Source organism: Paraburkholderia piptadeniae, from assembly GCF_900007165.1.
Taxonomy (GTDB): domain Bacteria; phylum Pseudomonadota; class Gammaproteobacteria; order Burkholderiales; family Burkholderiaceae; genus Paraburkholderia; species Paraburkholderia piptadeniae.
Genome location: NZ_CYGY02000081.1, coordinates 1 through 26228 on the forward strand (window position 1 = coordinate 1; position 26228 = coordinate 26228).

The 26228-nt window shown below is 63.0% G+C and carries 25 protein-coding genes and 1 pseudogene; 12 read left to right on the forward strand and 14 right to left on the reverse strand.

Annotation, left to right across the window (positions count from 1 at the left end; genetic code table 11):
- The first annotated feature begins 330 nt into the window (after positions 1-330).
- On the forward strand, positions 331-984 hold the full coding sequence (locus BN2476_RS36530; RefSeq protein ID WP_087739067.1) for a ProQ/FinO family protein: 654 nt from the start codon (positions 331-333) through the stop codon (positions 982-984).
- Positions 985-1076: 92 nt separating this feature from the next.
- Here BN2476_RS36530 and BN2476_RS49570 read toward each other — a convergent pair whose 3' ends face one another.
- Complete coding sequence (locus BN2476_RS49570) at positions 1077-1634, reverse strand: acyltransferase (RefSeq protein ID WP_087739068.1); 558 nt, start codon at positions 1632-1634, stop codon at positions 1077-1079.
- A gap of 680 nt (positions 1635-2314) precedes the next feature.
- On the opposite strand from BN2476_RS49570, the gene BN2476_RS36540 reads away from it, so the two are divergent.
- The 7 genes from BN2476_RS36540 to BN2476_RS36565 all read left to right on the forward strand — a co-directional run bounded on the left by BN2476_RS36540 (position 2315) and on the right by BN2476_RS36565 (position 9233).
- Complete coding sequence (locus BN2476_RS36540) at positions 2315-3382, forward strand: LLM class F420-dependent oxidoreductase (protein ID WP_087739069.1); 1068 nt, start codon at positions 2315-2317, stop codon at positions 3380-3382.
- 161 nt (positions 3383-3543) lie between these two features.
- Complete coding sequence (gene npdG / locus BN2476_RS36545; RefSeq protein WP_087739070.1) at positions 3544-4236, forward strand: NADPH-dependent F420 reductase; 693 nt, start codon at positions 3544-3546, stop codon at positions 4234-4236.
- Positions 4233-4364, forward strand: a complete 132-nt coding sequence (locus BN2476_RS49400; RefSeq protein WP_268957995.1) for a hypothetical protein — start codon at positions 4233-4235, stop codon at positions 4362-4364. The genes npdG and BN2476_RS49400 overlap by 4 nt, the downstream gene beginning before the upstream one ends.
- The gene (cofC, locus tag BN2476_RS36550; RefSeq protein ID WP_087739071.1) at positions 4361-4987 is read left to right on the forward strand and encodes a 2-phospho-L-lactate guanylyltransferase; all 627 of its coding nucleotides are present in this window, start codon (positions 4361-4363) and stop codon (positions 4985-4987) included. The genes BN2476_RS49400 and cofC overlap by 4 nt, the downstream gene beginning before the upstream one ends.
- An 89-nt stretch (positions 4988-5076) precedes the next feature.
- Positions 5077-6105 carry an NAD(P)H-dependent flavin oxidoreductase gene (locus BN2476_RS36555; RefSeq protein WP_087739072.1) on the forward strand — a complete coding sequence of 343 codons (1029 nt, stop codon included), beginning with the start codon at positions 5077-5079 and terminating at the stop codon, positions 6103-6105.
- 243 nt (positions 6106-6348) lie between these two features.
- A complete protein-coding gene (locus BN2476_RS36560) occupies positions 6349-7494 on the forward strand; it encodes an acyl-CoA dehydrogenase family protein (protein ID WP_087739073.1) in 1146 nt (381 codons plus the stop codon).
- Positions 7495-7664: 170 nt separating this feature from the next.
- A complete protein-coding gene (locus tag BN2476_RS36565) occupies positions 7665-9233 on the forward strand; it encodes an AMP-binding protein (protein ID WP_087739074.1) in 1569 nt (522 codons plus the stop codon).
- 336 nt (positions 9234-9569) lie between these two features.
- On the opposite strand, the gene BN2476_RS36570 is transcribed toward BN2476_RS36565, so the two are convergent.
- The 6 genes from BN2476_RS36570 to BN2476_RS36595 form a co-directional block, all read right to left on the reverse strand.
- The gene (locus tag BN2476_RS36570) at positions 9570-10568 is read right to left on the reverse strand and encodes a MurR/RpiR family transcriptional regulator (RefSeq protein ID WP_087739075.1); all 999 of its coding nucleotides are present in this window, start codon (positions 10566-10568) and stop codon (positions 9570-9572) included.
- A complete protein-coding gene (locus BN2476_RS36575; protein WP_087739076.1) occupies positions 10525-11601 on the reverse strand; it encodes a C45 family autoproteolytic acyltransferase/hydrolase in 1077 nt (358 codons plus the stop codon). The genes BN2476_RS36570 and BN2476_RS36575 overlap by 44 nt, the downstream gene beginning before the upstream one ends.
- A gap of 10 nt (positions 11602-11611) precedes the next feature.
- A complete protein-coding gene (gene glnQ, locus BN2476_RS36580) occupies positions 11612-12352 on the reverse strand; it encodes a glutamine ABC transporter ATP-binding protein GlnQ (protein WP_087739077.1) in 741 nt (246 codons plus the stop codon).
- Positions 12349-13005, reverse strand: coding sequence for a glutamine ABC transporter permease GlnP (glnP, locus tag BN2476_RS36585; RefSeq protein ID WP_087739078.1), 657 nt, complete (start codon positions 13003-13005; stop codon positions 12349-12351). The genes glnQ and glnP overlap by 4 nt, the downstream gene beginning before the upstream one ends.
- Before the next feature lie 24 nt (positions 13006-13029).
- Entirely contained in the window at positions 13030-13776 is a 747-nt protein-coding gene (gene glnH, locus BN2476_RS36590) for a glutamine ABC transporter substrate-binding protein GlnH (protein WP_087739079.1), read from the reverse strand.
- A 334-nt stretch (positions 13777-14110) separates the two neighbouring features.
- On the reverse strand, positions 14111-15016 hold the full coding sequence (locus tag BN2476_RS36595; protein WP_087739080.1) for a LysR family transcriptional regulator: 906 nt from the start codon (positions 15014-15016) through the stop codon (positions 14111-14113).
- Positions 15017-15147: 131 nt separating this feature from the next.
- Here BN2476_RS36595 and BN2476_RS36600 point away from each other — a divergent pair, with 131 nt between their 5' ends.
- The 3 genes from BN2476_RS36600 (at position 15148) to BN2476_RS36610 (ending at position 19027) form a co-directional block, all read left to right on the forward strand.
- Positions 15148-16569 (forward strand): M20 family metallopeptidase, encoded by a 1422-nt coding sequence (locus BN2476_RS36600; protein WP_087739081.1) that lies wholly within the window; start codon positions 15148-15150, stop codon positions 16567-16569.
- A 10-nt stretch (positions 16570-16579) separates the two neighbouring features.
- Positions 16580-17890 (forward strand): MFS transporter, encoded by a 1311-nt coding sequence (locus BN2476_RS36605; RefSeq protein WP_087739082.1) that lies wholly within the window; start codon positions 16580-16582, stop codon positions 17888-17890.
- Positions 17891-17956: 66 nt separating this feature from the next.
- Positions 17957-19027, forward strand: coding sequence for a serine hydrolase domain-containing protein (locus BN2476_RS36610; protein ID WP_087739083.1), 1071 nt, complete (start codon positions 17957-17959; stop codon positions 19025-19027).
- A gap of 92 nt (positions 19028-19119) precedes the next feature.
- Here BN2476_RS36610 and ppk2 read toward each other — a convergent pair whose 3' ends face one another.
- The 3 genes from ppk2 to ampC all read right to left on the reverse strand — a co-directional run bounded on the left by ppk2 (position 19120) and on the right by ampC (position 21869).
- Entirely contained in the window at positions 19120-20235 is a 1116-nt protein-coding gene (gene ppk2, locus BN2476_RS36615) for a polyphosphate kinase 2 (protein WP_235851117.1), read from the reverse strand.
- A gap of 139 nt (positions 20236-20374) precedes the next feature.
- Entirely contained in the window at positions 20375-20596 is a 222-nt protein-coding gene (locus BN2476_RS36620) for an HP1242/YdcH family protein (RefSeq protein ID WP_087739084.1), read from the reverse strand.
- 154 nt (positions 20597-20750) lie between these two features.
- Complete coding sequence (ampC, locus tag BN2476_RS36625) at positions 20751-21869, reverse strand: class C beta-lactamase (protein WP_235851123.1); 1119 nt, start codon at positions 21867-21869, stop codon at positions 20751-20753.
- A 226-nt stretch (positions 21870-22095) separates the two neighbouring features.
- On the opposite strand from ampC, the gene BN2476_RS36630 reads away from it, so the two are divergent.
- Positions 22096-23049, forward strand: coding sequence for a LysR family transcriptional regulator (locus tag BN2476_RS36630; protein WP_328590438.1), 954 nt, complete (start codon positions 22096-22098; stop codon positions 23047-23049).
- A gap of 30 nt (positions 23050-23079) precedes the next feature.
- On the opposite strand, the gene BN2476_RS36635 is transcribed toward BN2476_RS36630, so the two are convergent.
- The 4 genes and pseudogenes from BN2476_RS36635 to BN2476_RS36650 all read right to left on the reverse strand — a co-directional run bounded on the left by BN2476_RS36635 (position 23080) and on the right by BN2476_RS36650 (position 26134).
- Complete coding sequence (locus BN2476_RS36635; protein ID WP_087739125.1) at positions 23080-24582, reverse strand: MDR family MFS transporter; 1503 nt, start codon at positions 24580-24582, stop codon at positions 23080-23082.
- Between the two features lie 292 nt (positions 24583-24874).
- Positions 24875-25276 carry a DUF1493 family protein gene (locus BN2476_RS36640; protein WP_087739085.1) on the reverse strand — a complete coding sequence of 134 codons (402 nt, stop codon included), beginning with the start codon at positions 25274-25276 and terminating at the stop codon, positions 24875-24877.
- Positions 25273-25701, reverse strand: coding sequence for an STM2901 family protein (locus tag BN2476_RS36645; RefSeq protein ID WP_087739086.1), 429 nt, complete (start codon positions 25699-25701; stop codon positions 25273-25275). Before BN2476_RS36645 ends, BN2476_RS36640 begins: the two co-directional genes overlap by 4 nt.
- Positions 25702-25713: 12 nt before the next feature.
- Positions 25714-26134, reverse strand: a pseudogene (locus BN2476_RS36650) (Hcp family type VI secretion system effector).
- Between the last annotated feature and the right edge of the window lie 94 nt (positions 26135-26228).

Consider the following 26228-nt stretch of genomic DNA (forward strand, 5'->3'; position numbering starts at 1 on the left):
CGTGCACCGGTTCTGATGCCGTTTGTTGTATTTGAAGTCACACGAAGCGCCGCACTTGCGGCGCTTTGTTTTTTATGCGTGAATCTCGCGCAGAATCGCATGCGGTGACAACTTCTTTGTGATTCACGCGTATCAGGACCGCTATTTGCCCAATGCGTCGGCTACTGCCGCGCCTTGTGCACATCGTGGCGAAAGCTCGCATACCGCGAGGAGTATCAAGAAAGGGCCATCAAGCAAGTGCATGATAAGCGCACGGCAGTCGGTAGCCGGGCGGGATGAAGATGCTCGTCGGCTGCTACAATCCTGCGTCATTGCAATACAGGTGAACACATGGGCTTTGAACAACTGGCGAAGCTAAGGGACGAACTCGCCAAACAGGCAAACGCACAGCGCAAGCAAAAGCAGGCGGCGAAAGAGCAGGCTGCCCAGGCGGGCGGCAAGGATGCCAAAGCGAAGGACGCAAAAACCCGGGACGCCAGGCCGGCGGCAAAGCCTGCCGCGAAGCCGGCGGGCAAACCGGCGCAGGCGCGGCCGGCAGCGCGGCAAAATCCCGTCGATCCCGTCGTGCATACCATCGGCAAATTGCAGAAGCGCTTTCCGCTGGCGTTTCCGAAGAATCCTGCGCCGAAGGTGGCGCTGAAGATCGGCATTCTCGAAGATCTGCTTGCGCAAGCGGGCGAACTGAAGCTGACCGAGCAGGAAATCCGCGACGCGGTGAGCACCTGGTGCCGCGGCAGCCGCTATTGGGCGAGCCTGACGGAAGGCGCGCCGCGCGTTGATCTGACAGGGACGGAAACCGGCAAGGTCACGGCATCGGATTCGGCGTTTGCGCGTCGTCGCTCGGGTGGACGGACGAAGCCGGCCAAGCCGGAGGGCGAAGCGAATGCCGTCGCGAAGGCTGCGGAGGACGATGGCAAGCCGCAGCCGGAAAGCGCTGCCGCCGATGAAGGCAAGGCGTCTGAAGCGGATCAGGCTCGCGGCTGATTGCCGGTTCGCCAGGCGGGCAGCGGAGGAGGGCGAAATGGACGACACATCCTCGCCCCCATTTCTCCGCCATGCAGCGCGCGCTGCATGCTTCACGTGCGTTCGATATCCTTGATTTTCCGTGCCGGCACGCCGCCGACGAGCGTATAGGCCGGCACGTCCTTCGTCACGACGGCCCCTGCGGCAACCACCGCCGCCTCGTGAATCGTCACGCCGGGCAGGATGGTGGCACCCGCACCGATCCACACCTTGTTTTCGATGCGGATTTCCTGGTGATCCAGTCCGCGCCCGAACTCGGGTTCGAACACGAGACCATGCGTGGCCGTTTCGAACGATACGCGCGGTCCGATCTGCACGTCGACGCCGATGGAGATCCGGCTGTTTCGACAGGCGAGGCGCGTATCGGCGTTCAGATACGCGCGGTCTCCGATCGAAATGCCGCGAATCGTCTCCTCGTTGAGGCTCATCTCGACATTCAACGGCCCGATGATCGTCACGTCCTTGCCGATCACCATGCCCGCCTTGCGGTACATCGAAGCACGCATGCGATTGAAAGGGCCATACGTCGGCATCGCGTTGCCGAGGCTCATGAAGATGTGTCGTGTCAGTGCCGTCAGTAGCTTCATCGTCCTGCCTTGATCGCCGCGCATCGTGCCATCCTCGCGCAGTCGAACGTCGCCGTGCTCCGTGGGGCGCACGCGCGGTCGGGTTGTTGTTCTGACTTCAGCCGTTTTTTGAAGGACATGTCGATAATCCCGGCTCGCTCGCTGGACCGCCGCCATCGAACCGCTCGGTTGGACTAAAAGTGTGATCTTACCGATCGCTTGCAACCGCGAATCCGTTTCGTCCCTCAAGTGGCCTATTCAGAGGGGGTTTTGGCGCGAATTCGAGCATCGTGCGTCGCAACGTCGACGTCATCGCGCGGTGCGCGTCGGAATGTTCCCCCTTTCGCCTTGATCAGCGCTGTATCGACGCTCTGCCGTCGCGTGCAGGTGATCCGTCATTTCGCCATGCATGACGCAACGCCGTTCGCGCTAGGGAACGCGTAGCTTCGACACGCCGTGTGCCGTCGTCCTGACCACGTTCGGGCAGCAATTGCGCGCATGCCTTCTGCGGCCCCGAATCAGTCGCTCATCGCTGTTTTTTGACGCTCTGCCGAGCGGTGCAACAACACCCTGAAACAGGCGACGAGCGCCGGACTGCTCGCGCCTCTACACCCCCTCAAAGGACAGGGTGCGCACGAAACGTATTGGCATAGCATTGCGCCACGAACTGCCAGATAACGTCAGCAATCCCCGAACCCGGTCGAGTCGAACAGGAGACAAGCAGCATGCATATCGGCATCAACATGGGGTACATCGCCACCCTCTTCACACCCGCCCAGGAAATCGAGTTCGCACAGGAGGCGGAGCGACTCGGCTACCGTTCGCTGTGGGTTGGCGAGCCCTATGGCAACGACGCTGCAACCGTCCTCGCTGCGCTTGCGGCCTGCACGAAGCGCATTCAGATCGGAGCGGGCATCTTCGCAATTCCCGGCCGAACGGCAGCCATGACGGCACAGACGGCCGCGACGCTCGACTGGCTGTCCAACGGACGCCTGCTGATGGGCCTTGGCCCGAGTGGCACGCAAGTCTCGGAAGGCTGGCATGGCGTACCGTTTGCAAAGCCGCTGCTGCGCACTCGTGAATACGTCGAAGTGATCCGCATGATCCTGCGCCGCGAAAAGCCGCTCGAGTACCACGGCGAGACGATACGGCTGCCGCTGCCGGGAACCGAGGGCAAACCGCTCAGGCTGATCATGCACCCGGTGCGTCCCGCCGTGCCCATTCTTCTCGCAGCGCTCGGTCCGAAGAACATCGAATTGTGCGGCGAGATCGCTGACGGCTGGTTGCCATTCTGGTTTGCGCCCGAGCACGCGGCGACGCTGCGCGCACCGCTGGAGGCGGGCGCGCGCGCGGCCGGCCGCGATCCCTCTGCGATCGACGTCATGGTCAACGTGATCGTTCATATCGACGACGACCTGGCCCGGGCGCGCAACACGATGCGGCCGAGGCTTGCGTTGTACGTCGGCGGCATGGGCTCGAAGGAAAACAACTTCTACAAGACGCTCGTGAGCTCGTATGGCTACGGCGATGTCGCCGAACAGGTCCAGGAGCTCTACCTGTCAGGACGCAAGGCCGAGGCGGCAGCGCTTCTGCCCGACGAACTCGTCGACATGGTGACGCTGTGCGGCCCCGCAGACCGGATCGCCCAGCGGCTGCATGCCTATCAGGCCGCCGGTGTCCATACCGTCATTCCGATGTTCGAGACGAGCAGCTTCCAGGAGCGGATGTCGCAACTGCAAGCGTTCGTCGATATCGCGAAGCGCTCCGGCTGCGTGACATTGAACCTCGATTGACCAACGCTTGCGCGGGCACGGGCAGGACAGGCGATAAGTCGGGACCGTGACGTGTCCGGACTCGAGCGGCACGCCGCAACGTGCGCGGCGCCGAGATACGCATAGCCAACACGACGTGGCCATTCAGGTCGCGGGAATCGAACAGACACGCGAAGGGCAACATGGTGCAACAGGAAAAACCGACGATCGCCGTGCTTGGCGGAACGGGCAATGAAGGCAGCGGGCTCGCATTGCGCTGGGCGCAGGCCGGCTACAGGGTCATCATCGGCTCGCGCAACGCAGAGAAGGCTGTGCGCGTATGTGCCGAACTCAACGATGTACTCGGCCGCGCGGCGTTGACATGGCAAGACAATCCGATGGCCGCGCAGGCAGCCGACATCATCGTGCTGACGGTGCCGTACGCGGCTGCACGCGCAACGGCCGATGAAGTGCGCGGCAGTCTCGGCGGCAAGATCCTGATCGACGCGACCGTGCCGCTCGTGCCGCCCAAAGTCGCACGCGTGCAGTTGCCCGAAGGCGGTTCGGCCGTCGCGCAGATGCAGGCGCACCTCGGCGCGGACGTGCGCGTTGTCGCGGCATTCCAGAACGTCTCGGCGCATCATCTGCGCGATCTTGCGCATGAGGTCGAATGCGACGTGCTGGTGTGCGGCGACGACATCGACGCACGTGACACCGTGATCGGTCTCGCCCGCGCGATCGGCCTGCGTGCGTACCATGCGGGGCCCATCTGCAACGCCGCGGCAGCCGAGGCGTTGACGTCGGTGCTCATCGCCATCAATTCGCGCTACAAGATTTCGGGTGCGGGCATTCGCATCACGGGCTTCGAAGCCGACCCTCACGCGCGCGAGCAATGAAGCCGCGGCAACCGAAGCAGATCGCCTCGACGGCAATAGCAGCCGTCGCGCGTGTGTCGGCAGGCGACGCCTTCGCGGCACGCGTGCTCGAGGCACTCGATCTGTCCGGCCCGAGAGCGAACGCATGAAACCGTGGCTCGTCGTACCCGTTCGATCCATCCGCGGCGGCAAGCAACGCCTCGCCGGTATGTTGAGCGAGCACGAACGCATTCGTCTCAACACGACGCTGCTCGAGCATGTGCTAGCCGAGGCCACGCGGTTTCCTGGGCGCGGACGCACGCTCGTGGTGACGCGCTGTGCCGAAGTGGCGGCCGTGGCGCACAGGGCGGGCGTCGAGTGGCTCATCGAGCGCAATCTCACAGGAATGAACGGCGCCCTCGACGAAGCACGCGCCCATCTCGGTACGAATCGCGGATCACGCCTGATGACGGTGTCGTGCGACCTGCCGTTGCTGTGCGCCGACGATCTGATCGCGCTGGCGACAGCCGCTCCCCTGGCCACCGGCGTCGCGCTTGCACGTGACCACACCGGTTGCGGCACGAACGCGCTATGCCTGCCGCTCGACGTCCCCTTTGCATTCAGCTTCGGCAAAGACAGCGCAGCACGACACCGCAGCGCGGCAGCGCGAAATGGCTTGCCGGTCGTCGAAGTTCAACGGCCGGGGCTGGCCGTCGATCTCGACACGCCGGCCGACCTGCAAGCGCTGCGTTTCGTCGTGCCGTGGTTGTGGCCGCACGCGCGGGCTGCGTAGGGGCGTACGCGGACCGCTGGCGAAGGCGGCGCACCGTGCGCCGTCTGGACATGAACACTCCCCGATGCAAACCAATAAGGAGCTCAACTTTGGAAACCCGTATTACACGACTGTTCGGTATCGATCATCCGATCATTTGTTCAGGCATGAGCCACATTGCCGTACCGGAACTCGTCGCCGCGGTCTCCGAAGCGGGAGGGCTGGGCATTCTTGCGACTGCCCCCTTGAACCCCGAAGCGACGCGCGAGTCCATTCGACGCGTGCGTGCGATCACCTCGCGGCCATTCGGCATCAACATCACGATGTTGACGGCGTTTGCGTCGGGGAATGTGCGCGTCGCGCTGGAAGAGCGTGTGCCCGTCGTGAATCTGTCGCTTGGACGAAGCACAGAAATCGCCGATGCCGTTCACGCCTATGGCGGCATGGTCGTCAACACGGTTACGACGGAAAAGCATGCGCGTGCCGCGCAAGCGGCCGGTGCCGACGCGCTGATCGTGACGGGTCACGAGGCGGCCGGGCATGGCGGCGCAGCGACGTCGCTGACGCTCGTCCCCGCCGTGCGCGATGCCGTCGAGCTACCCATCATCGCGGCGGGAGGGTTCGCTGACGGGCGAGGGCTCGTCGCGGCGCTGGCGCTCGGCGCCGACGCCATCGCGATGGGTACGCGCTTCGCCTTGTCGCTCGAAAGCCCACTGCACGCGCACGCAAAGGATACGGCGATCAGCAAGAGCGTGGCCGACACGCTGTACAGCCCGAATTTCGACGGGATTCCATGCCGTGTCATGGACACGCGAGCCGCGCGCAAGCGTGCCCGGCGTGCAATCAGTTTCATCGAAGCCGTGCCGGGTGCGCTGGCGAGCGCCGCCCAGCTCGGCATGTCCTTGCCCCAGGTTCTCAGAATGGCGTTCGTTCGGCCTGCAAACCTGGTGCAGCAAGTCCAGATCGGCGCATTGACGAAATCCACGCTGCTGTCCATCCGGAAAGGCGACATGAAGCGCGGCATTTTGCCGATCGGACAGGTTCAGGGACTGATCGACGAGGTGCTGTCCGCCTCGGCGATCATTCAACGAGCACTTCAGGAAGCAGAAGAGATACAGAACCGGATGGTGTCGGCTTGATCGCTTCGTTTTCGGCATCGATGTGACGCGCCGTTCGATGCTGCAACCCGGATCGAATCGCGATACATCGGCTACGACGATGCATCCAGTTTAGTAAGGAATAGAAAACAAGAAGGCGATCGGCAGTCTTTTTGACGGCGGACGGAACGCGCAAGGACGGCAGTCATGCAACAGCGCAAACCTGGCTGGAAGCGGAAGCATTCGTCATCACGTATTGAAACGAAACCAACTAGTGGAATGACTATGAAAGACAATTCAGCGGCGTTTCTCAGCGAGCAGGAGCTGATGATTCGCGAAACGGCAAGAAAGGTCGCAGCGGAGGTCGTCGCGCCGACTGCCGCCGAACGCGATAGAACGTGCGCGTGGCCACATGCCGAGTTGAATCAGGTGGCGGAGCTTGGATTCCTCGGTATGCTGGTTCCTCCCGAGTATGGTGGGTCGGGGGCGAGCTTCGTCGAGTACTGTCTCGCTATCGAAGCCTTCGCGGCAGCCGATGCAGGATTCGCGACGATCCTGCACGTTCACAACACGATGGGCGGCATGCTCGCCTCCGAGGGCAACGCCTCGCAGAAGGAGCGTTATCTTCCCGGTCTGGTGTCCGGCAGGACCATCGGTGCGGGGCTTCTGACCGAACCGCAGGCGGGTTCCGACACGGCGGCGTTTCGCACGTCGGCCCGGCGCGAAGGCGACCACTACGTGCTGAACGGCACGAAGCAGTTCATTTCGAACGGCAGCGAGGCCGGCTTCGCCTTCGCGTTCGCCATCACCGACAAGAACGCGGGGAAGGGCGGCGGGAGCATGTTCATCGTCGATCCAACCGATCCCGGCTACGTCGTTGCGCGCGTTGAAAACAAACTGGGACAGCGTTCGGCTCATGTCGCACAGATCCAACTGGATAATTGCCGCGTTCCCGTCGAAAATCTTCTTGGAGAAGAGGGCACTGCATACAAGCGGCTGATGGGCGGGTTCTCCGAGGGGCGTATCGGGATCGCCGCGGTGGCGGTTGGAGTGGCACGCGCAGCATTGGAAGCCGCGGTGCAATACGCCAGGGAACGCGAAGCTTATGGCGCGCCCATCATCAATCTGCAGGGCGTAGGGTTCGATCTGGCCGACATGGCGACCCAGGTCGCTGTGGCACATCAATTTGTCCTTCATGCAGCGAGACTGCATACGGCAGGCATCCCGTGCGCATCCGAAGCGTCGATGGCGAAGCTCTACGCCAGCGAGATTGCCGAGAAGGTCTGTTCGGATGCGCTGCAGATCCACGGCGGCTACGGCTATCTCGCCGATTTCCCCGTTGAGCGCTATTACCGCGATGCGCGCGTGACCAAGATTTACGAAGGAACGAGTCACATCCAGAAGCTCATCATCGCTCGCAACCTGGTCTAAGCCCGCTCGGCCGGATCATCGGGTGAGCCTAGCGTCCACTGGCAAGGTCCTTCCGTTCAGGCAAAGGGTCCAGCATCGATGGCCGGGTGGCGTAATCAAGCGTACGAACTGGATCGATATTGCTGTTGAATCTTCCAGAAGCCGGATGCACAAACAAAAGGAGACAACGCGTGAAACTGAATTTTGCGAACCTCACGGAGCAGCTCGCTATCCGGTTCGCCGACCGCGAGGCACTGGTCAATATCGAACGGCAGCGGCGTTACACCTATCGGGAACTGCATCGCCTCACCAATCGGATCGTCAACATGATGCGCGAGCGCCTGATGTTGCGACGCGGCGATGTATTCATGTGCCTGCTGGAAAACGACAATCTGTCGCTGATGCACGCGTGGACCACGCTCAAGGGCGAGGCGACCGCGGCGTGGACCAATTTCCGCGACTCGGTGGATGAACATTGCCGGCAGTTCGATTTCATTCGTCCGAAAGTCGTGTTCATGGAGAATGCGCTGGTCGAGCGTTACTACGACACCTTGCGTAAGTCGGGCGTGACCGTGGTCTGCATGGACCCCGTGCACGTCGAGCGCGACGGCCTGTACTACTTCTGGAATCTTCTCGAAGGCGTATCGGATGAAAATCCGGGCGTCGTCAGCGATGCGTTCAACGACGTCATGGTCTACCGTTTCACAGGCGGCACGACAGGCAATAGCAAATGTGCGCAGTACACGATGGACAACTGGCTTGCATCGCGCGACTCGTTTTACACCGAGTTCGAGCAGCACTACGAGCCTGACACTCGCTATCTGCACATGGCACCGATCAGTCACGGCTCCGGTCTCGGCTTGCTGCCGACACTGTTCCGTGGCGGCTGCTCCGTCACACAGAACTCGCCCGATCTGAAGCAATGGTGCAGCAACGTCGAGCGCGAGCGGATCACCTTTAGCCTGTTGCTTCCGACGCTGATTTACCGGCTGCTGGAATTGCAGGAGGCCGCGCAGCACGATGTTTCGTCGCTACGCACGCTGACCTACGGCGGCGCGCCGATGAGTCCCGCCAAGCTCAGGCAGGCCCAGCAGCGGTTCGGCAATATCTTCGTGCAGCAGTACGGTTCGACGGAATGTCTCCAGGCCGTGACGTGCCTGACCAAGGCCGATCATCTTGTGGCAAGCGATGCTCAACTCGCTTCGGCCGGGCGTGTCGCGCCGGGCGTGGACCTCAGGGTCGTGGGCAATGACGGCACGGACGTGTCGCCGGGCCAGACGGGCGAGTTCTGGCTCCGCTCGCGCGCCACGGTGTCGGGCTACCTGCACAATCCGGAGGGCACTGCGGCCGAGTTCGAAGACGGTTACTGGAAATCCGGCGACATGGGTTATATCGACGAGCAGGGCTTCCTGTATATCGTCGATCGCAAGAAGGACGTGATCATCACGGGCGGGTTCAACGTGTATGCGATCGAGGTCGAGGCTGCGCTGAATTCTCATCCGGCCGTGCAGATGTCCGCCGTGGTCGGCGTGCCGCATGAGGAATGGGGCGAAGCGGTGCACGCGGAGGTCGTATTGCGGGCCGACGCCCAGGTGAGCGCAGACGAGCTGATCGAGCATGTCAAGAGCCGTCTTGGCCGGTTCAAGGCGCCGAAATCGGTTGACTTCGTTCAATCGCTTCCGGTGAGCGTAGTCGGCAAGGTGCTGCGTCGACAGGTTCGGGAGCAGTACTGGAAGGACCGTGCTCGAATGGTGTCGTAGCACTCGTATGGCTTGAGGAGGACGGTCGGACGCGAGAAGTTTGCGCGAGTTGCATCCGATGCGTGTTCTGAATCTTTGATTAAGGCTTTGGCTGTTCGAAGAATGGCCGAAGCTGTTCAAGCGGTTGCCGTAGGTGTGTCTGGGGATGCGGGTTGATGGGGGCTCTTATTGCGTGCATGTCATTTGACATAACGTAAATTATCAACGTTTTGGCTTGTAGCAGCCAAGTTCAAATGTCCGCTTATTTCGACGCATAACCTGTCCGGCCGCCGGTTGCTACGGCTCTTTGGAATCCGCGCCATTAGCCCCCCAACCGGCTCCCGGGAAACGCCCAATTCACCCAGTCTCAATCCCCAACGCCGTAATCAACCGCTCGCGTCGCGACAACGCCTGCAGCGACCGTTTCCCCAAATGCGTCGCGACCAGATTCAGCAAGCCTTCGCAAAAGATCAGATACGCGCCCATGCTGTTGCTGAAAAAGCTGCTGTCATGGGGAATCAGAAACGCGTGACGCGCGGGCGGCACCAATGGAGACGCAAGCGTGTCGGTAATCGCGATGACGGTCATGCCGGCCTCGGCGGCAGCCACGGCGGCCTCGGCGACGCTGCGCGTATAAGGCGCGACGCTCGACACGACCACCACGTCGCCCGGTTGCAGTTGAGCGAGTCCTTCGGCCACGCCGAGTCCTTGCGCGTCGAGCAACGCGACGTCGGTACGGATCATCCCGAGCCCGTAGCAAAGAAAGCTCGCAAGCGCGCTGAACTGCCGCAAGCCATGCACGCGAACCCGCGGCGCGCCCGCGAGCAAAGCCGCCGCGCCGCGCAGATCGTCGGGCGACAGCCGCGCAAGAAACGTCTCGACGTTGCCGATCGATTCGCGCGCCAGTTGCGCGACGACCTCGACCTCGGGCGACGTTCCGCCATTCACAGGCGTCTGAGTGCGCGCCTTTTTTCCCGCGACGAGCCGCTCGGCCTGATGCGTATAGAAATGCCGATGGCGCTGCGCGAGCGAATCGCGAAACACGCTTTGAAAATCAGCGAACCCGGTATAGCCGAGCTTCGTGCTGAGCCGTGTGAGTGTCGACGCATTCACGTCCAGCGCCGTCGCCAGATCGGTGATGGTGCGCACGGCCACTTCCTCCGGCCGTTCGAGCAGTCGCGCGAGCACCGTATGCGCCTTGCCGCCGAGCGACAGACCCGCCTCGTCGCGTCCGATCCGCACCACCAGTTCGCGCAGTCCGTCCACGCTGCGCGGCGCGGTTCCCGTCATGTCCGGCGCACTCGCCTCGTCGTCATTCAGCGCCGTGCGGCGCGTCTTGCGTTTGTCTGTGTCCATCGATCAGTCGATACCGGGGCGGCTTGCCTGGCTGTTCATAAACGTCCCATTCTATGTGAGATGCCCTGATCACGATATCGGCTGTGGCGAGCGTGTTCTCGTCGTCCGGGTCGGCGGGGTCGGCTCGATAGATCGGCAGCGACGTGCCGTGTGTGTCGGCGAGAATCGCAAGCGGATCAGGCGTGCGCCCGCGTTTGCGCCCCTCTTCGCGCGCTTCGCTCAACAGCGCGTCGCCGGGTGCCTGCCGGTCGCGCGACGAATCGGTCACGACCTGCGGGAAGTCGCGCATCGACGGATGGATCGCGTGATTCGCATGCAGCGACGGCTGCGTGATCTCTCGCGCCGAAAAGCCATGCGCGCTGTACTCGACACTCAGCAGCGCAGGACTCGCGCAAGCCCCGAGCGTCAGGTGGAAGCCGCCCGCGCGCGGGTTGTCGCGCACCACGGAAAGCGCCGCATCGACACTCGACGCATCCAGCACCGCGCGCGTGAGCACCATGCGCGGCACGCCCGCCTCGACCCGTCGCTGTCGCAGATTGTTGACGGTGACGGCGAGACCCGCGTCCGTGACAGCGAATGTATGCCCCGGCAGCGAGCCCGGATACACGAACGCCGCAAAGCCCGGACTGCCGTCGATGCGGCACGCCGCAAGCGCGCAATGTCCCGCGAAACCGGGGTCGCCGTCCTCGTTGTGGCTAATGCGCTTTTCCGCAGCTGACGGCAACTGCACCGTCGTGCATCCGTCGGGCGACGCGGCCCAGACATCACCGCGGCAGTTCCACAGAAAGACTTCGTCGAACGGCGCGCGCAGGCCGTCGGCGAGCCCCTCCAACTCCGACCAGATGCGCGGAAACCGCTGCTGAACGTGCGCGGCCATCGCGGCTGCCATCGGCGTGCCGCGCCATTGCATCACGTTGCGCCATGCGGGCGTATGAACCAGATGACGATGCACGGCGTCGGCGCCGAAGCGCCCTAACGCCTGGCCCGCCTCATAAGGCGAACCGGAAACTTCGATGAAACCAAGTGCTGGCATGTGAGCGAAATCATTCGACGTGTTGAAGGAAATCACGCAGGCGCTGATTCGGCGGATTGTCGAGCAGTTCGGCGGGCGGTCCGTCGACGGTGATATGTCCGTGCTCCATGAAGATGAGCCGCGTGCCGACCTTGCGCGCGAACGCCATCTCGTGCGTGACCACGACCATCGTCATACCCTCTTCCGCCAGCGACTGCATCACGCGCAGCACCTCCTGACGCAGCTCGGGATCGAGCGCCGAAGTGGGCTCGTCGAACAGCATCAGCTTCGGCTTCACGGCAAGCGCGCGCGCAATCGCCACGCGTTGCTGCTGTCCGCCCGACAACTCGCTCGCGTAATGACCGACGCGCCCCGCGAGGCCCACCTTCGCGAGCAGTTCGCGCGCGAGCGCCTGCGCTTCGTCCTTGCCCGCGCCGCGCACCTGGCGCGGACCGAACGCAACGTTCTCGAGCGCCGTCATTTGCGGAAACAGATTGAACTGCTGGAACACCATGCCCGCTTCCTTGCGGATCTCGCGGACTTTTTTCGCCCCGCCCCGCACGCTGATGCCATCGACGATCAGGTCGCCGCCGTCGATATGCTCCAGCGCGTTGATACAGCGCAGGAGCGTCGACTTGCCCGAACCCGACGGACCGATCAGCACTACGACCTCGCCCGCGCGGATGTCGAGATCGACAGCGTCGAGCACCGTCGTCTGCCCGAAGCGCTTCGTCACCTGCTTGAATTCCACCATCCTGGCGAGCGCGTTCATAGTATCCGCATCCTCTTTTCCATCGTGCGCAGACAGAACGTCAGCACACCGATCATGCACAAATAGATGACGGCCACGGCCGTCCAGATTTCGACCGCGCGAAAGTTCGCGGCCATGATCTCCTGCCCCTGGCGGGTCAGCTCGCCGACGCCGATCACGATGAAGAGCGACGTATCCTTCAGGCTCACGATGAACTGGTTGCCGAGCGACGGCGTCATGCGGCGAATGGCGACGGGCCCGACGACGAACGCCAGCACGCGCCACATCGGCATGCCGAGCGCGAGGCCCGCCTCCTTCAGGCCGCGCGGCACGGACAGAAACGCGCCGCGCACGATCTCGGCGATATACGCGCCCGAGTTGACGATGATCGACACGACGGCGGCCGTCATCGCATCGACGCGCACGTTCAGCAGCACGGGCAGCGCGAAGTAGATGAACATCACCTGCACGACGATGGGCGTGCCGCGCACGAATTCCACGTACGCGAACGCGATCTTCTGCACGAGTGCGTTGCCGTAAGCGCGCATCAGGCCGAACAGGAAGCCGACGAGCATGCCGCCCGCGAGGCCCACGACGGTAATCAGCACCGTGAGCCGCGCGCCTTGTAATAGCGCAGGCAGCGCATCGACGACGACGGACAGATCGAACTGCATGACTTCTCTCCCGAGGCCCGCTTATCAGGACTTAGCCGGCTCGACGCCGAACCACTTCTTGTAGATCGCCGCATAGCGGCCGTCGGCCTTGATCTTCGCAAGCGCCGCGTTGACCTTCGGCACGAGCGCACTGCCCTTCGGGAACGCGATGCCGTATTGCTGCGCCATCATCTGCGGACCGACCGCCTTCACGTGGCCCTTGCCTGCCGTGTTGATGTAGTAGAGAACGTTCGGCGTGTCGTGCATGGCCGCATCGACGCGGCCTGTCTGCAACTCGAGATACGCGTTGTCGATGTTCGGGAACTGACGCAGGTCCGTGCCCGCGAAGTGCGCTTTCGCGTAATCCGCCGACGACGTGCCCGTCTTGATCGCAAGCGACTTGCCCTTCAGGTCGTCCGGGCCCTTGATCGTGCTCGCGACGGGCACCATCAGCGTGAAGCCGCTGTCGTAGTAGCCGTCCGAAAAGTCGATCACCTTCTTGCGCTCGTCCTTGATCGTGATGCCTGCGAGCGCGACATCGACGTTATGCGTCTGCAGCGCGGGCAGGATGCCGCTGAAGTCCATCGGCTGCAGCTTGTAGTCGATCTTCAGGTCTTTCGCGATGGCCGCCCACAGATCGATATCGAAGCCGACGTACTTGTCGCCCTGCTTGAATTCGAACGGCACGAACGCCGTATCGCAGGCGACCAGCAGGGTCTCTGCCCTCGCCGCATGACCAAGGACGGAAACGGCGACGAGTGCGGCCGCGGCGAGCTTTGCTACGAGTTTCATGACGACACCTTCTGCGTTGGTTGATGAAACGACAGGGAACGACAGCAAGTCGATTTGCGCTGAGTATCTTCTCGCAAATTTATTTGCGCAATAGGGGCGTACGCAAATTGGCTTGCAAATTGGGTATACCCTGGCTTTGGGGGGAGGCGACGATGTCGCGTGTTTGAGGCGGGACGCCGCGATGCGCGATTGCTGCCAACCCTCACGCGAGTCGCAGAGAGGGCTGGAACTTCAGGCTGAAGGCAAACGAAAGGATGCTTTGCGTCGTGAGGCGGGACGCGTGCTCGAGACCTGTTGGATTGCTAACGGGGGCGCGGTTTATTCACGCCCGCCATCAATCGACAATTGCCGGCTCCTCGATCGCTCGCGTCAGCAGATCGACAAACGCCTGCATCACCTGCGGCAGCGTGCGTCCCGCCATCGTCTGAACCTGCAGCGTTCGCTGATGCAGTTCAGGGTTCGTGATCGGCACGGCCGCGAGCCCGTCCGATTCCAGGCGGCTTCTGACCGTCAGATAACCCGTCAGCGTCACGGCGTCGGTGAGCCGCACGAAGCTCTGTAGCGCCGCGTGATAGTTGCTCACGAACACGGGCTCGAAGATCAGCCCTTCGAGGCTGCACGAAATATCGAACAGTTGCCGGATCGTCACGCCCTGGTTATCCATCGCAAGCGGCCACGGCGTGAGATCGCGCAGCGACACCGACTCGCGCGCCGCGAGCGGATGGCCGCGCCGCACCAGCGCGAAGATCGGCGCGCGCTGCGAATAGTGCACGTTGATCTCCTTCTCCGGCGCGATGCTGAAGCACACGGCGATATCGGACGTGCCTTCCCTCACCCGCTGCGTCGCCACCGATGGCGCCGACACGTCCAGCTGAAAATGCGTCGACGGATGCGTCTTCAGAAAATGCGCGAACACTTGCGGCAGAAAATGCGGCGCGACGCCTTCGGAACTGGCGACGCGTATCGTTGCGCGGCCGCCCTCGTTCAGCCCGCGAATCTCGTCGATCACGCGCTCGCTTTCGAGCAGGCTGCGCCGCGCATGCTCGGCGAGCAGCCGTCCCGCGTCGCTCAGCACCATGCCGCGCGGACGCCGCTCGAAAAGCGGCGTGCCCAGTTCCTCTTCGAGCTTGCCGATCTGCCGGCTCAACGCCGACACGGCCACATACAGCCGCTCGGATGCCTTGCTCAGCGACCCGCTGCGGGCCACCTCCAGAAAGTAACGCAGTGCCGTGCTGTCCATGTCGATGGTCGTGTGCTTTGCCGTTTCGGCAACGATTCGTGGCAAATATTGTAATTGTGCAGAAATATCGGCGACCGCACGATCGGTTCAACTGCTTTCTATAAACCCACGCCCGCAGAGGAGACACGCTGTTGACCCGTGACATCGCCATTCAAAACGCGGCCGGCCAGTACGATTCCGGCCGCTTTCTCGACGACCTCCGGCGCCGCGTCGCGTTTCGCACGGAGAGCCAGGAGGCCGACAGCGGCGAACGCCTGCGCGGCTATCTCGACGATGAACTCACGCCGCTTCTGACGCAGTGGGGCTTCGTCTGCCGCGTCGTCGACAATCCCGCCAGGGGCGCGGGCCCATTCCTGATCGCGCATCGCCACGAAGACGACGCGCTGCCGACCGTGCTCAGCTACGGCCACGGCGACGTGGTGCGCGGCTACGACGCGCAGTGGCGCGACGGCCTGACGCCGTGGGACGTGACCATCGACGGCGAGCGCTGGTATGGGCGCGGCACCGCCGACAACAAAGGCCAGCACAGCATCAACCTCGCCGCGTTGAAGTCCGTGCTCGATGCGCGCGGCGGCAGGCTCGGCTTCAACCTGAAGCTGCTGTTCGAAACGGGCGAGGAAGTCGGCTCGCCGGGCCTGCACGAACTGTGCACGCAATTGCGCGACGAACTCGCCGCCGATGTGCTGATCGCCTCCGACGGTCCGCGTCTTTCCGCGCACCGCCCCACTGTTTTCCTTGGCTCGCGCGGCCTCGTCAATTTCAAGCTCGAACTGAAGCTGCGCGACGGCGGCCATCACTCGGGCAACTGGGGCGGCCTGCTGCGCAATCCGGGCATCGTGCTCGCGAACGCGATCGCGTCGATGGTCGATGCAAACGGCAAGATTCTCGTCGAAGGACTGCGCCCGCCGCCCATTCCCGACGCGGTGCGCCGCGCGCTCGCGGATATCGGCGTGGGCGGCAATCCGGGCGAGCCGGCCGTCGATGCCGACTACGGCGAGCCCGGCCTCACGCCGACCGAGCGCGTGTTCGGCTGGAACAATCTCGAAGTGCTCGCGTTCCGCACGGGCAATCCCGACAAGCCCGTCAACGCGATTCCACCGCATGCGATCGCGTACATGCAGATCCGTTTCGTCGTCGGCACGGACTGGCGCAACCTCGAATCGATCATGCGGCGGCATCTGGATGCGCACGGCTTCGGCATGGTCGAGCTCGAAGTGGAGCGCGGCGCGCCCGCGACACGCGTCGATCCCGACAACGCTTGGGTTCAGTGGGCGCTGCGTTCGCTGCGTCAGACGACGGGCGAAGAACCCGTGCTGCTGCCGAACCTGGGCGGCACGCTGCCCAACGACGTCTTCGCCGACGTGCTCGGCATGCCGACGCTATGGGTCCCGCATTCGTATCCCGGCTGCTCGCAGCATGCGCCGAACGAACATCTGCTCGGCCCCGTCGTGCGCGACGGGCTGCGCATCATGGCCGGTCTCTTCTGGGACCTCGGCGCGACAGGTTCCGACGCATCCAATCCCGCACCGCATGTTTCGACAACTCTTGCCTGAGGACGTCGCAATGAGCATTGACTCCGTATCCGTGCATCAAGCCTCCCACAGCGCGCAGGCAGCCTCGCACGCGCCGTCGCGCGCGAGCGTCGCGCGTCTGATCATCGCCACGTCGATCGGCAACGCGCTCGAGTTCTACGACCTGATCGCGTACGGCTACTTCGCGACCACGCTGTCGAAGCTGTTCTTCCCCGTGCACAACGCGACGGTGTCCCTGCTGCTCACACTCGGCACTTTCGCGCTGTCGTACCTCGCGCGGCCCATCGGCGCGCTCGTGCTCGGCTCGTACAGCGACCGCAAGGGACGCAAGGCGTCGCTGACGCTGTCGATCGCGATGATGACGCTCGGCACGGCCATGGTCGCGCTGATGCCGACTTATGCGGCGATCGGCATTCTCGCGCCCATCGGCATTTTCCTGTCGCGGTTGTTGCAAGGCTTCTCGGCGGGCGGCGAGTTCGGCAGCTCGACGGCGTTCCTGATCGAGCACGCGCCGCAGCGCAGCGGCTTCATGTCGAGCTGGCAGTTCTCCAGCCAGGGGGCGAGCACGCTGCTCGCGTCGGCGTTCGGCGCGGTGTTGACGGGCATGCTCACGCAGCCGCAACTCGAAGGCTGGGGCTGGCGCATTCCATTCCTGTTCGGCATGCTGATCGGGCCTGTCGGCCTGTATATCCGCCGGCGGATCGACGAGACGCCCGAATTCGAGCGCATGGAAAAAGCCGAATCGCCCGTGCGCGAGTTGCTCGCGACGCAGAAGTCGCGCGTGCTCGTGTCGATCGGCGCGCTGGTGCTGACGACGACGGCCAACTACATGATCCTCTACATGCCGACTTATGCGTCGCGGCAACTCGGCCTCGCGCCTTCGTCGGGCTTCATCGCGACGCTGGTCGCAGGGCTGATCGTGACGGTGCTGACGCCGTGCGTCGGCCACTGGTCGGACAAGGTGGGCCGCACGCGCATCATGCTCGGCGCGGGCGTGCTGTTCTTCCTGACGGTGTACCCGGCGTTCATGTTCATCAACGCGCATCCGTCGCTGCCGACGCTGCTCGCCGCCGTCATCTGGGTCGCGCTGCTGAAGGCCACCTACTTCGCGCCGATTCCCGCGCTGATGGCCGAACTCTTTCCGACCCGCACGCGCACGACGGGCATGGCGATCGGCTACAACATCGGCACGACGGTGTTCGGCGGCTTCACGCCGCTCGCGGTCGCGTCGTTGATCGCACTGACGGGCAACAACCTCGCGCCCGGACTGTATCTGATGCTCGCCGCCATCGTGAGCCTGCTGACGCTCGTCTGGGCGCGAGCGCGGCTCAACGCGCATTGAGCCGGCGGGCACGATCGGTCGACGCAATTGACTCAACATCACGAACACGCAAGGAAGCAGTCACGCATGCAACACGATTTGCCACAGGAAATCCGGGACGCCATCCAGTTTTCCGTCGATCACGAATCCGCATGGGATCGCAACGCCGATGGCAAGTTCGGCGTGCACGTGAACGATCCGCCGCCCTGGAACCGGCTGCTCGGGCCGATTCACGATCGCGGGCCGGTGTCGGGCGCGATTGCCGTCGACGGCCGGCCGCTCGCGACATGGGGCGAGCCGGATCGCGCCGATCTCACGTTCAGCATCGCGAAGACGTATCTGGCGCTGCTCGCAGGCGTCGCGCACGATCGCGGCCTGTTGCCCGACCCTGACGAGCCCGTGCGTGCGCGCGTGCCGGGCATCGGTTTCGACGATGCGCACAACGCACCGATCACGTGGACGCACCTGCTGCAACAGACGAGCGAATGGCAAGGCAAGTGTTTCGGACTGTCCGATCAGGCCGATCACTATCGCGCAGTGACGTTCGGCGATCCTCCCGACGGCAAGAAAGGCGACTTGCGCCAGTTGCAGCGTCCCGGCACGTACTGGGAATACAACGACGTGCGCATCAACCAGTTGTCGCTCGCGTTGCTGCATCTGTTCGGTCGGCCTTTGCCCGAGGTGTTTCGCGAGTCGATCATGCGGCCCGTGGGCGCGAGCGAGAACTGGCAGTGGGTGGGTTACGACGATGCGTGGGTCGAGATCGGCGGCGCTCGCGTGCAGTCGGTGCCGGGCGGCTCGCACTGGGGCGGCGGGATGTCGGTCAGCGCGAACGATCAGCTGAAGGTGGCGCAGATGCTGCTCGATGATGGCCTCGCCAATGGGCGTCGCGTGCTGTCGAGCGAATGGATCGCGCGGATGCGCACGCCTTGCGCACTCGCACCCTTCTATGGCGCGCTTGTGTGGCTCAATACGGGACGGCGCGTGTTCCCCAGCGTGCCGGAGTCGAGCTACTTCGGCGTCGGCGCGGGGAGTTCGTTCATGTGGATCGAGCCGGAACGACGGATCGCGCTGATCGTGCGCTGGCTCGACTCGCAGTTCGCCGACGCGTTCTTCGGCAAGATGCTTCGAGTTGTCGATGCCGTGTGCTCGCGATAACGCGCGATGATCGTTGTATGCGATGCGCGGCGCCGCCGATGTTTATCGCGGCGCACGCATCGCGAGGTTATCGAGCGATGCCGGATCGACGGCTACATCGCCCGTCCGACGATCAGCGGGTCCACGGAACCGATCACGTCGAGGTCCCGATTCGCGTAGGGCAGCTTGTGCAGCACGAAGCGCATCGCATTGAGCCGCGCGCGCTTCTTGCAATCGGAACGCACGACTGTCCACGGCGTGTCCGCCGTATCCGTATGCGTGAACATCGCTTCCTTCGCCTGTGTGTACTCGTCCCATTTGTCGAGCGACGCGAGATCGACGGGACTGAGCTTCCATTGCTTGAGGGGATGCACCTGGCGCTCCTTGAAGCGTCGCGCCTGTTCCTCACGGCTCACCGAAAACCAGAACTTCACGATGTGGATGCCACTTTGCGCGAGATGCCGCTCAAACGCTGGCACCTGCTGCATGAACTCGGTGTACTCGGTCTGCGAGCAGAATCCCATCACCCGTTCGACGCCCGACCGGTTGTACCATGAGCGGTCGAACAGCACGATCTCTCCCGCCGTCGGCAGATGCTGGACGTAGCGCTGGAAATACCACTGCCCGCGCTCCTGTTCAGTCGGCTTTTCGAGCGCGACCACGCGCGCGCCACGCGGATTCAGATGCTCCATGAAGCGCTTGATCGTGCCGCCCTTGCCTGCCGCGTCGCGCCCTTCGAAGAGAATCATCACGCGCTGGCCCGTTTCGCGCACCCACGCCTGCAGCTTCAGCAGTTCGACCTGCAAGCGATACTTCTGCTTCTCGTACGCCCTGCGCGACATCAGGTTCAGATACGGATAGCCGCCCTCGCGCAATGCGGGCGACAGTTCGTCGTCGGGATGCCGGCTCTTCTTTGCCGACCACGTGGCCGGATTGCCTTCCAGCAGCAGGCTGCGCAACGCGCTCACTTCGTCGGCGGACATGCCGTCCATCAGGGTCTTTACCGTGTGGAGCAGCGTGTCCCGGCCCTCGTCCTCGCGTTGCCCCGCATGCGCTTCGAGCACGGCCTGCACGCTGTTGGCAAGCAGATCGTTCGCGGCCGCGATTGCGTGGCTCGTTTGCGCGAGTTCAGCCGATTTCGCCGTATGCCCCGGCATCACGTCGCCGCGCGATGCGCGACGCGCGCCCGGATCATGTGCTGCGTGCGCCGTCGAAGGCACTTCCTGCATCTGTACATTTCGATTGTCGTGCTGCGCTGTCAACTTCATTGCCTCCCGTTGGCGTTGAACTCCGAACCGCCCGCATATTGCGGCGCGCCATTTACACGCGCATGCCGGCCCTCACATCTCTTCTTGTGGCTGCCGGCCGTCACGCAGCGGCGCGGGCTTTTCTGAGGATGGCGTACAGACTGTCCTTGATCCGCAGCTTTTCTTTCTTGAGGGCTTCGATGCGGATGCTATCCGTGGGCGCGACACCCGTCTCCATGTTGTGAACCTGATGGTCCAGTTCGTTGTGCCGCTCGAACAGCCGGGCAAAATGCGCGTCTTCGTTTTTCAGGCGCGAGATCAGATCGCGATACTCGGGAAACATGGCCACTCCTCGTACGGTGTCGGTTAATCGCTCGCACTCATTTTCGCACCGCGAATGGCCTTCTCAAATAATACGGATGGCTAATTACTGTGTCATGTGGTCGCATTTAAGACGCAACAAAGGCAAAGCCGGTCATCCACGTCAACGAACATCGTCAGCGTCCGACGCCATCGAGCGCCGTCAGGATCTGATATGCGGCTGCCACTCTATCTTCGATCGGGAAGTTCCTGTTCGCGAGGATCACGATGCCGAGGCGCTTTGCCGGAATGAAAGCCACGTATGAACCGAAGCCGTTGGTCGAACCCGTCTTGTTGATCCAGACATTGTCCTGCGGCGCGAGCGGCGGCTTGATTTCGGTGACGGGCATCGCGTTCAGCGCCATCGACGGGCTGTTGCCCTCCAGCAGCGACTTCAGCGCGACGGGATACGGGTACTGTTCCCAGATCAGATCCTGAGTCATCGGCCCCGCCGTGAAGTAGCCGGTGTGCGTGTCCGTGATCGCGCGTTGCAACTGCCCATCGAGCCGGAGCAGCCCCATGTTGGCGTCGATGAAACGGAGCATGTCGGCGGCCGTCGACTTGACGCCGTACGCTTGCGGCGCAAGCACGCCGCCCGCCATCCGGATCGGCTTGCCGTCCTTCGTATAGCCTTGCGCGTAATCGGCGGCGCGATCGACGGGAACGTCGATGAAGCTGTTCTTCATGCCCAGCGCGGGAAAAAGGCGCCGCTCGATCAGCGCCGTGAAATCCTGTCCCATGCTCTTCGCCGCGATCAGGCCCAGCGTGCCGATGCCGGGGTTCGCATACGTGCGATACGTGCCCGGCGCATACGTGGGCCGCCACGCGTTGAAGTAGCTCATCAACTGGCTTTCGTCGTGGATGTCGTCCGGGACCTGAAGCGGCAGGCCACCCGGCGTATGCGTGCCGAGATTGAGCAGACTCACGCGGCCGAACTGGCTGCCGCGCAACGATGGCAGATACGTCCCGACGCTATCCGACAGCGCGAGCCGATGGTCCACCTGCGCCCAGGCCGTCAACGTCGCCGTGAATGTCTTGCTCACCGAGCCGAGTTCGAACAGCGTGTCGTTCGTGACGGGCGTGCGGGTTTGCGTCGACGCGACGCCATAGTTGATCACCCACGGCTTGCCCGCGTCGATGATGCCGACCGCGACGCCCGGAATCCTGTCCTTCGCCATCAGCGGCCGGATGGCCTCGTCCACTGCGCGCTGGACGCGGCCAGGCGGCGCATCGGCCGCATGGCTCGCGCCCGGCATCGCGCACAGCGCGCCGAGCACCGCGGCCACGACGGGCAGTGCAGCCCTCCCCGCGCCCAACGCCCGAGATGCAACATCAGCTATCGCACTGCCCCATACCGTCATCGTGAATCGTCGCCGCGTCATCGTTGTGTCTCCTTGAAGAGCCGCCACTATCGCGTTTCCGCGCGCCGCTGACAAACGATGATAAATTGGCCGACACCCCAGAAAATCTTATGACTCGATCATGCGACCGTATCTGCCTCTGAATGCGCTGCGCGCCTTCGAATCGTCGGCCCGGCACCTGAGCTTCACGCGTGCCGCGCTCGAGCTGAACGTCACGCAGGCGGCCGTCAGCCAGCAGGTGAGGATGCTCGAGGAGCGGCTCGGCGCGACGCTCTTCAAGCGCCTGCCGCGCGGGCTCGCGATCACGGATGAAGGACTCGCGCTGCGCCCCGTGCTTAGCGATGCGTTCGACCGCATCGAGGCCGTGCTGCGCCAGTTCGAAGGCGGCCACTTTCACGAGGTGCTGACGGTCGGCGCGGTCGGGACGTTTGCAGTGGGGTGGCTGATGCCGCGCCTGAAGTCGTTTCATGACGCGCATCCGTTCGTCGAGCTGCGGATGATGACGAACAACAATCTCGTCGATCTCGCCGCGGAAGGTCTCGACTTCGCGATCCGCTTCGGCGACGGCACCTGGCCCGGCTCTCGCGGGCTGAAGCTGTTCGACGCGCCGCTATCGGTGCTGTGCGCGCCCGAAATCGCGCAACGGCTGCGCGCGCCCGCCGATCTCGCGGGCGAAAAGCTATTGCGCTCGTATCGCGCCGACGACTGGTCGAGCTGGTTCGCTGCGGCGGGCCTTGCGCCGCGTCCCGTGCGCGGGCCGGTTTTCGATTCGTCGCGGCTGATGGTCGAAGCGGCGATGCAAGGCGCTGGCGTCGCGCTCGCGCCGGCGTCGATGTTCGAACGCGATCTGTCAATGGGCCGTCTCGTGCGTCCATTCGACATCGACGTGCACGCGGGCAGCTACTGGCTCACGTGGCAAAAAGGCAAGCCGGCGACGCCCGCGATGCGCGCATTCAATCAGTGGATCGTGCAGGCAGCGGGCGAATCGAGCCGGCCGCCTGAGGACGGCTTCGTGCAGATGGCGGCAGCGCTAGATGCCGTCGAGCAGCAGCCTGGTTCCAGCGGTGCATCCTGACGACGCGTGACGAGGCTCCGTCAAGGAGAATCACATCTCCGTCAGATGCGCGGCCGCCGACGTTTCGCGCGGCTGCCCGCCGAGCTTGATGGGCGGCACCACCATCACCGACAGCACGGCGCCCAGGCAGATCACGAAGATCGACAGAAACGTCAGATGCAGCGAGTGATGCAGCGCCGAGCGCACCAGCTCGTTGCCCGCGAGCGCCACCGTCGCCGCGCCGGGCGTCGCGTCGAGCAGCGAGCGCAACTGGTCGGTCGTGATCGACACGCCCTTGAAATGGCTCAGCCCGAAGTTCAGCACCGCGCCGAAGATGGCCGCGCCGAGCGTGCTGCCCAGATTGCGCGCGAACAGATTCGATGCCGTCGCCGAGCCGCGCTGAAGCGGCTGCACGATCTCCTGGATCAGTATCAGCGAGCTGACGCTCACCATCCCCATCCCGAGGCCCATCACGAGCGAGCCGACGCCCGCCAGTACCGGCGAGCTTTGCGGATTGAGCACGGCGAACGCGATCGCGCCGAGCGGCAGGAAGAAGCTGCCGCCGACGAGCGTGCGGCGCAGCCCGAGCCGATGAAACGCCTTCGCGGCGAAGGTCGCGCCCGATGGCCAGCCGACCATCATCATCGTCAGCGCGAGGCCCGCGACGACGGGCGACTGGTTCAGCACGCCCTGCACGTACATCGGCAGGAACGTCGTGAGCCCCATCAGCGCCATGCCCGACAGCACGGTCGCGGCATTGCACGCGGCGATGGGACGATGGCTCCACAGCGCGAACGAGATCATCGGTTCGGGCACGCGCCGTTCGTGCCACACGAAGAGCGCGGTGCTCAGGACGAAGAGCGCCACTTCGAATAGCGCGCGGCCGTCGTTTTCCGAACCGGCGTCGGTGAGCGCCATCATCAGCGCGCCAATCGCGACGGTGAAGAGCAACGCGCCCAGCATGTCGATCGACGGACGCTGATGGCGCTTCTCTTCATGCAGGTACGAGAAGAAGCCGTACGCGGCGAGGATGCCGATCGGCACGTTGATCCAGAAGATCCACGACCACGACAGATCGCGGATCAGCAGACCGCCCGCCATCGGCCCGACCACGGCCGAGATCGCCCATACGCTCGCGAGATAGCCCTGGATCTTGCCGCGTTCGCGCGCCGGATACAGATCGCCGACGATGGTCAGCGTGACGGGCTGGATCGCGCCCGCGCCGAGGCCCTGGATCAGGCGGAACACGATCATCGCGGGCATCGACCACGCGAAGCCCGCGCCGAGCGAGCCGATCAGGAAGATCGCGATGCCCACGAGCACGGTCGGCTTGCGGCCGTACAGATCGGCGAGCTTGCCGAACACGACGGTCATCGCCGTCTGCGCGAGCAGGAACGACGAGAAGACCCAGCTATAGAGACGCAGTCCGCCGAGTTGCGTGACGATCTGCGGCATGGCCGTCGATACGATGGTGGCTTCGATGGCCACCATCGCCATCGACGCCATCACGGACGCGATGACGAGGGGACGCCTCGTCTGAGGATGGTTCGACATGGGGAAAATTGTTGTGTGCAGGGCGCACAACAGCGAGGGTTCGCTGAAACGTGGCGTTTCATGCGAGTCGTTCGATGCGCGCAAAGAAATGTATGCTACCGCTTAATTGATTTCCTTGCACTTGGTTGCACGCACAGCAATCGGTCGACTAAGGCGCTTGAATTGTAGGGCGGCCGTCGACACGATCTCCGACGAGATTCATCCAGTTGAACTTCGCCATGGAAATCGGCGGCGACACGGACCGCGAATAGCGCCACAAAGCGAGATATTCGGCCGTGGTCAATACTGCACGCTATCCATCACGCCTCACGTCGCGACATTCCTTCTCGATCAATTCCGTGTCCCATCGGTGCATGCGCATCGCAAGCAACAGCATGCCGAGGGTAAGCGAGTGTTCCGACTCGCATCGTTTCCCGGTGAAGAGGAACAGGATCAGGTAAGGGATCGCAGCAATCGGGTTTCCTCCGGCCTCGCCGCCAAAATACCGCACGTAGGGGAACGATTCACCGTTCGCCACGTTGAATCGCTCGAATAGTTTGTCGACAAACTCGATCGCATCGATTCCTGATATACGCAAGTCCTCTTCGACCCGGGTTGACGGCGTAAGTATCGGTTCCTTACCGAACAGGGATCGTCCAATCTCGGCCCGCGTGAAGTGCTCTAGTTGCTCCCAAAGCTCATCATGTTCGGTCACAATTGATCCTCCGGTTTGACCATCGCGTTGTACGCTTTCACCGTCCGATACATGATTACCGTTGCGTCATATGTCATGAAGGTGGCTCCTGCGACTGGAATCAAGCGACCGATGAAACCTGCAAGGCTCGTTGTATAAATGATGCGAAGTTCCGTCACACTCTTCCAGGTCAAAGTAGGAAGCCTGATCGAGGTCCGCTTGTTTATGACCTTCCGCAGAAAAATGGAAACCACTGAAGTACCCTCGGTTGCTGCTTTCATCTTCCCCGGTACAGGCACGTCATTCTGACCAAGAAGCCACGATGCAGCGGCGGCGAGGTTATCAAAGCCCAATCGCTTTCGTGTTTCATCAAGGGCAATGAATAGAAAGAGCCCGGCCGGCGACAGCGCGCGATGTTCATGAAACTGATATAAGTTGTTGCTCATAGCAGGTCCGCCTTAGCGAGCAACGTTTTGTTTGATATCCATGATCGCAGTTACCGTCCCGCGTTGGCCGCCAATAGCATTTTGAACAATGTATTCTTTTTTCATTCTCGCGAACGAGAGTCCAACGTTCTCGATGCCGTCGATGTATGACGTTGTCATTTCCCACGGACTTGCGCATAACCAGCCTGACTTCAGGAATGTGCTTTCCAGTGAAGCAATAACTCGCGAGATTAGGACTTGCCTTGTCGATCAGGTGCGTAAACTCGAAGTCCGAGACTGTCGCCTTGCTAGCGCCGCCACCCGATCCCGACATCATGAGCGACTGTTGCACGACCTTCCACGTCCAATCAATCACGTCGATCTCGTTTCTATGTATCGCATCTTGCGATTCGCCAGCAATGCCTTGAATCTTGATGAAGATATCATGTGCCATCAGCAAACTCCCTAGCCCAAAAAGATACTAAGTCAGCCTTATTAATAGTCTCAAATTATGCCATCGCGTATTAAGCCGTCTGGCACATATTAAA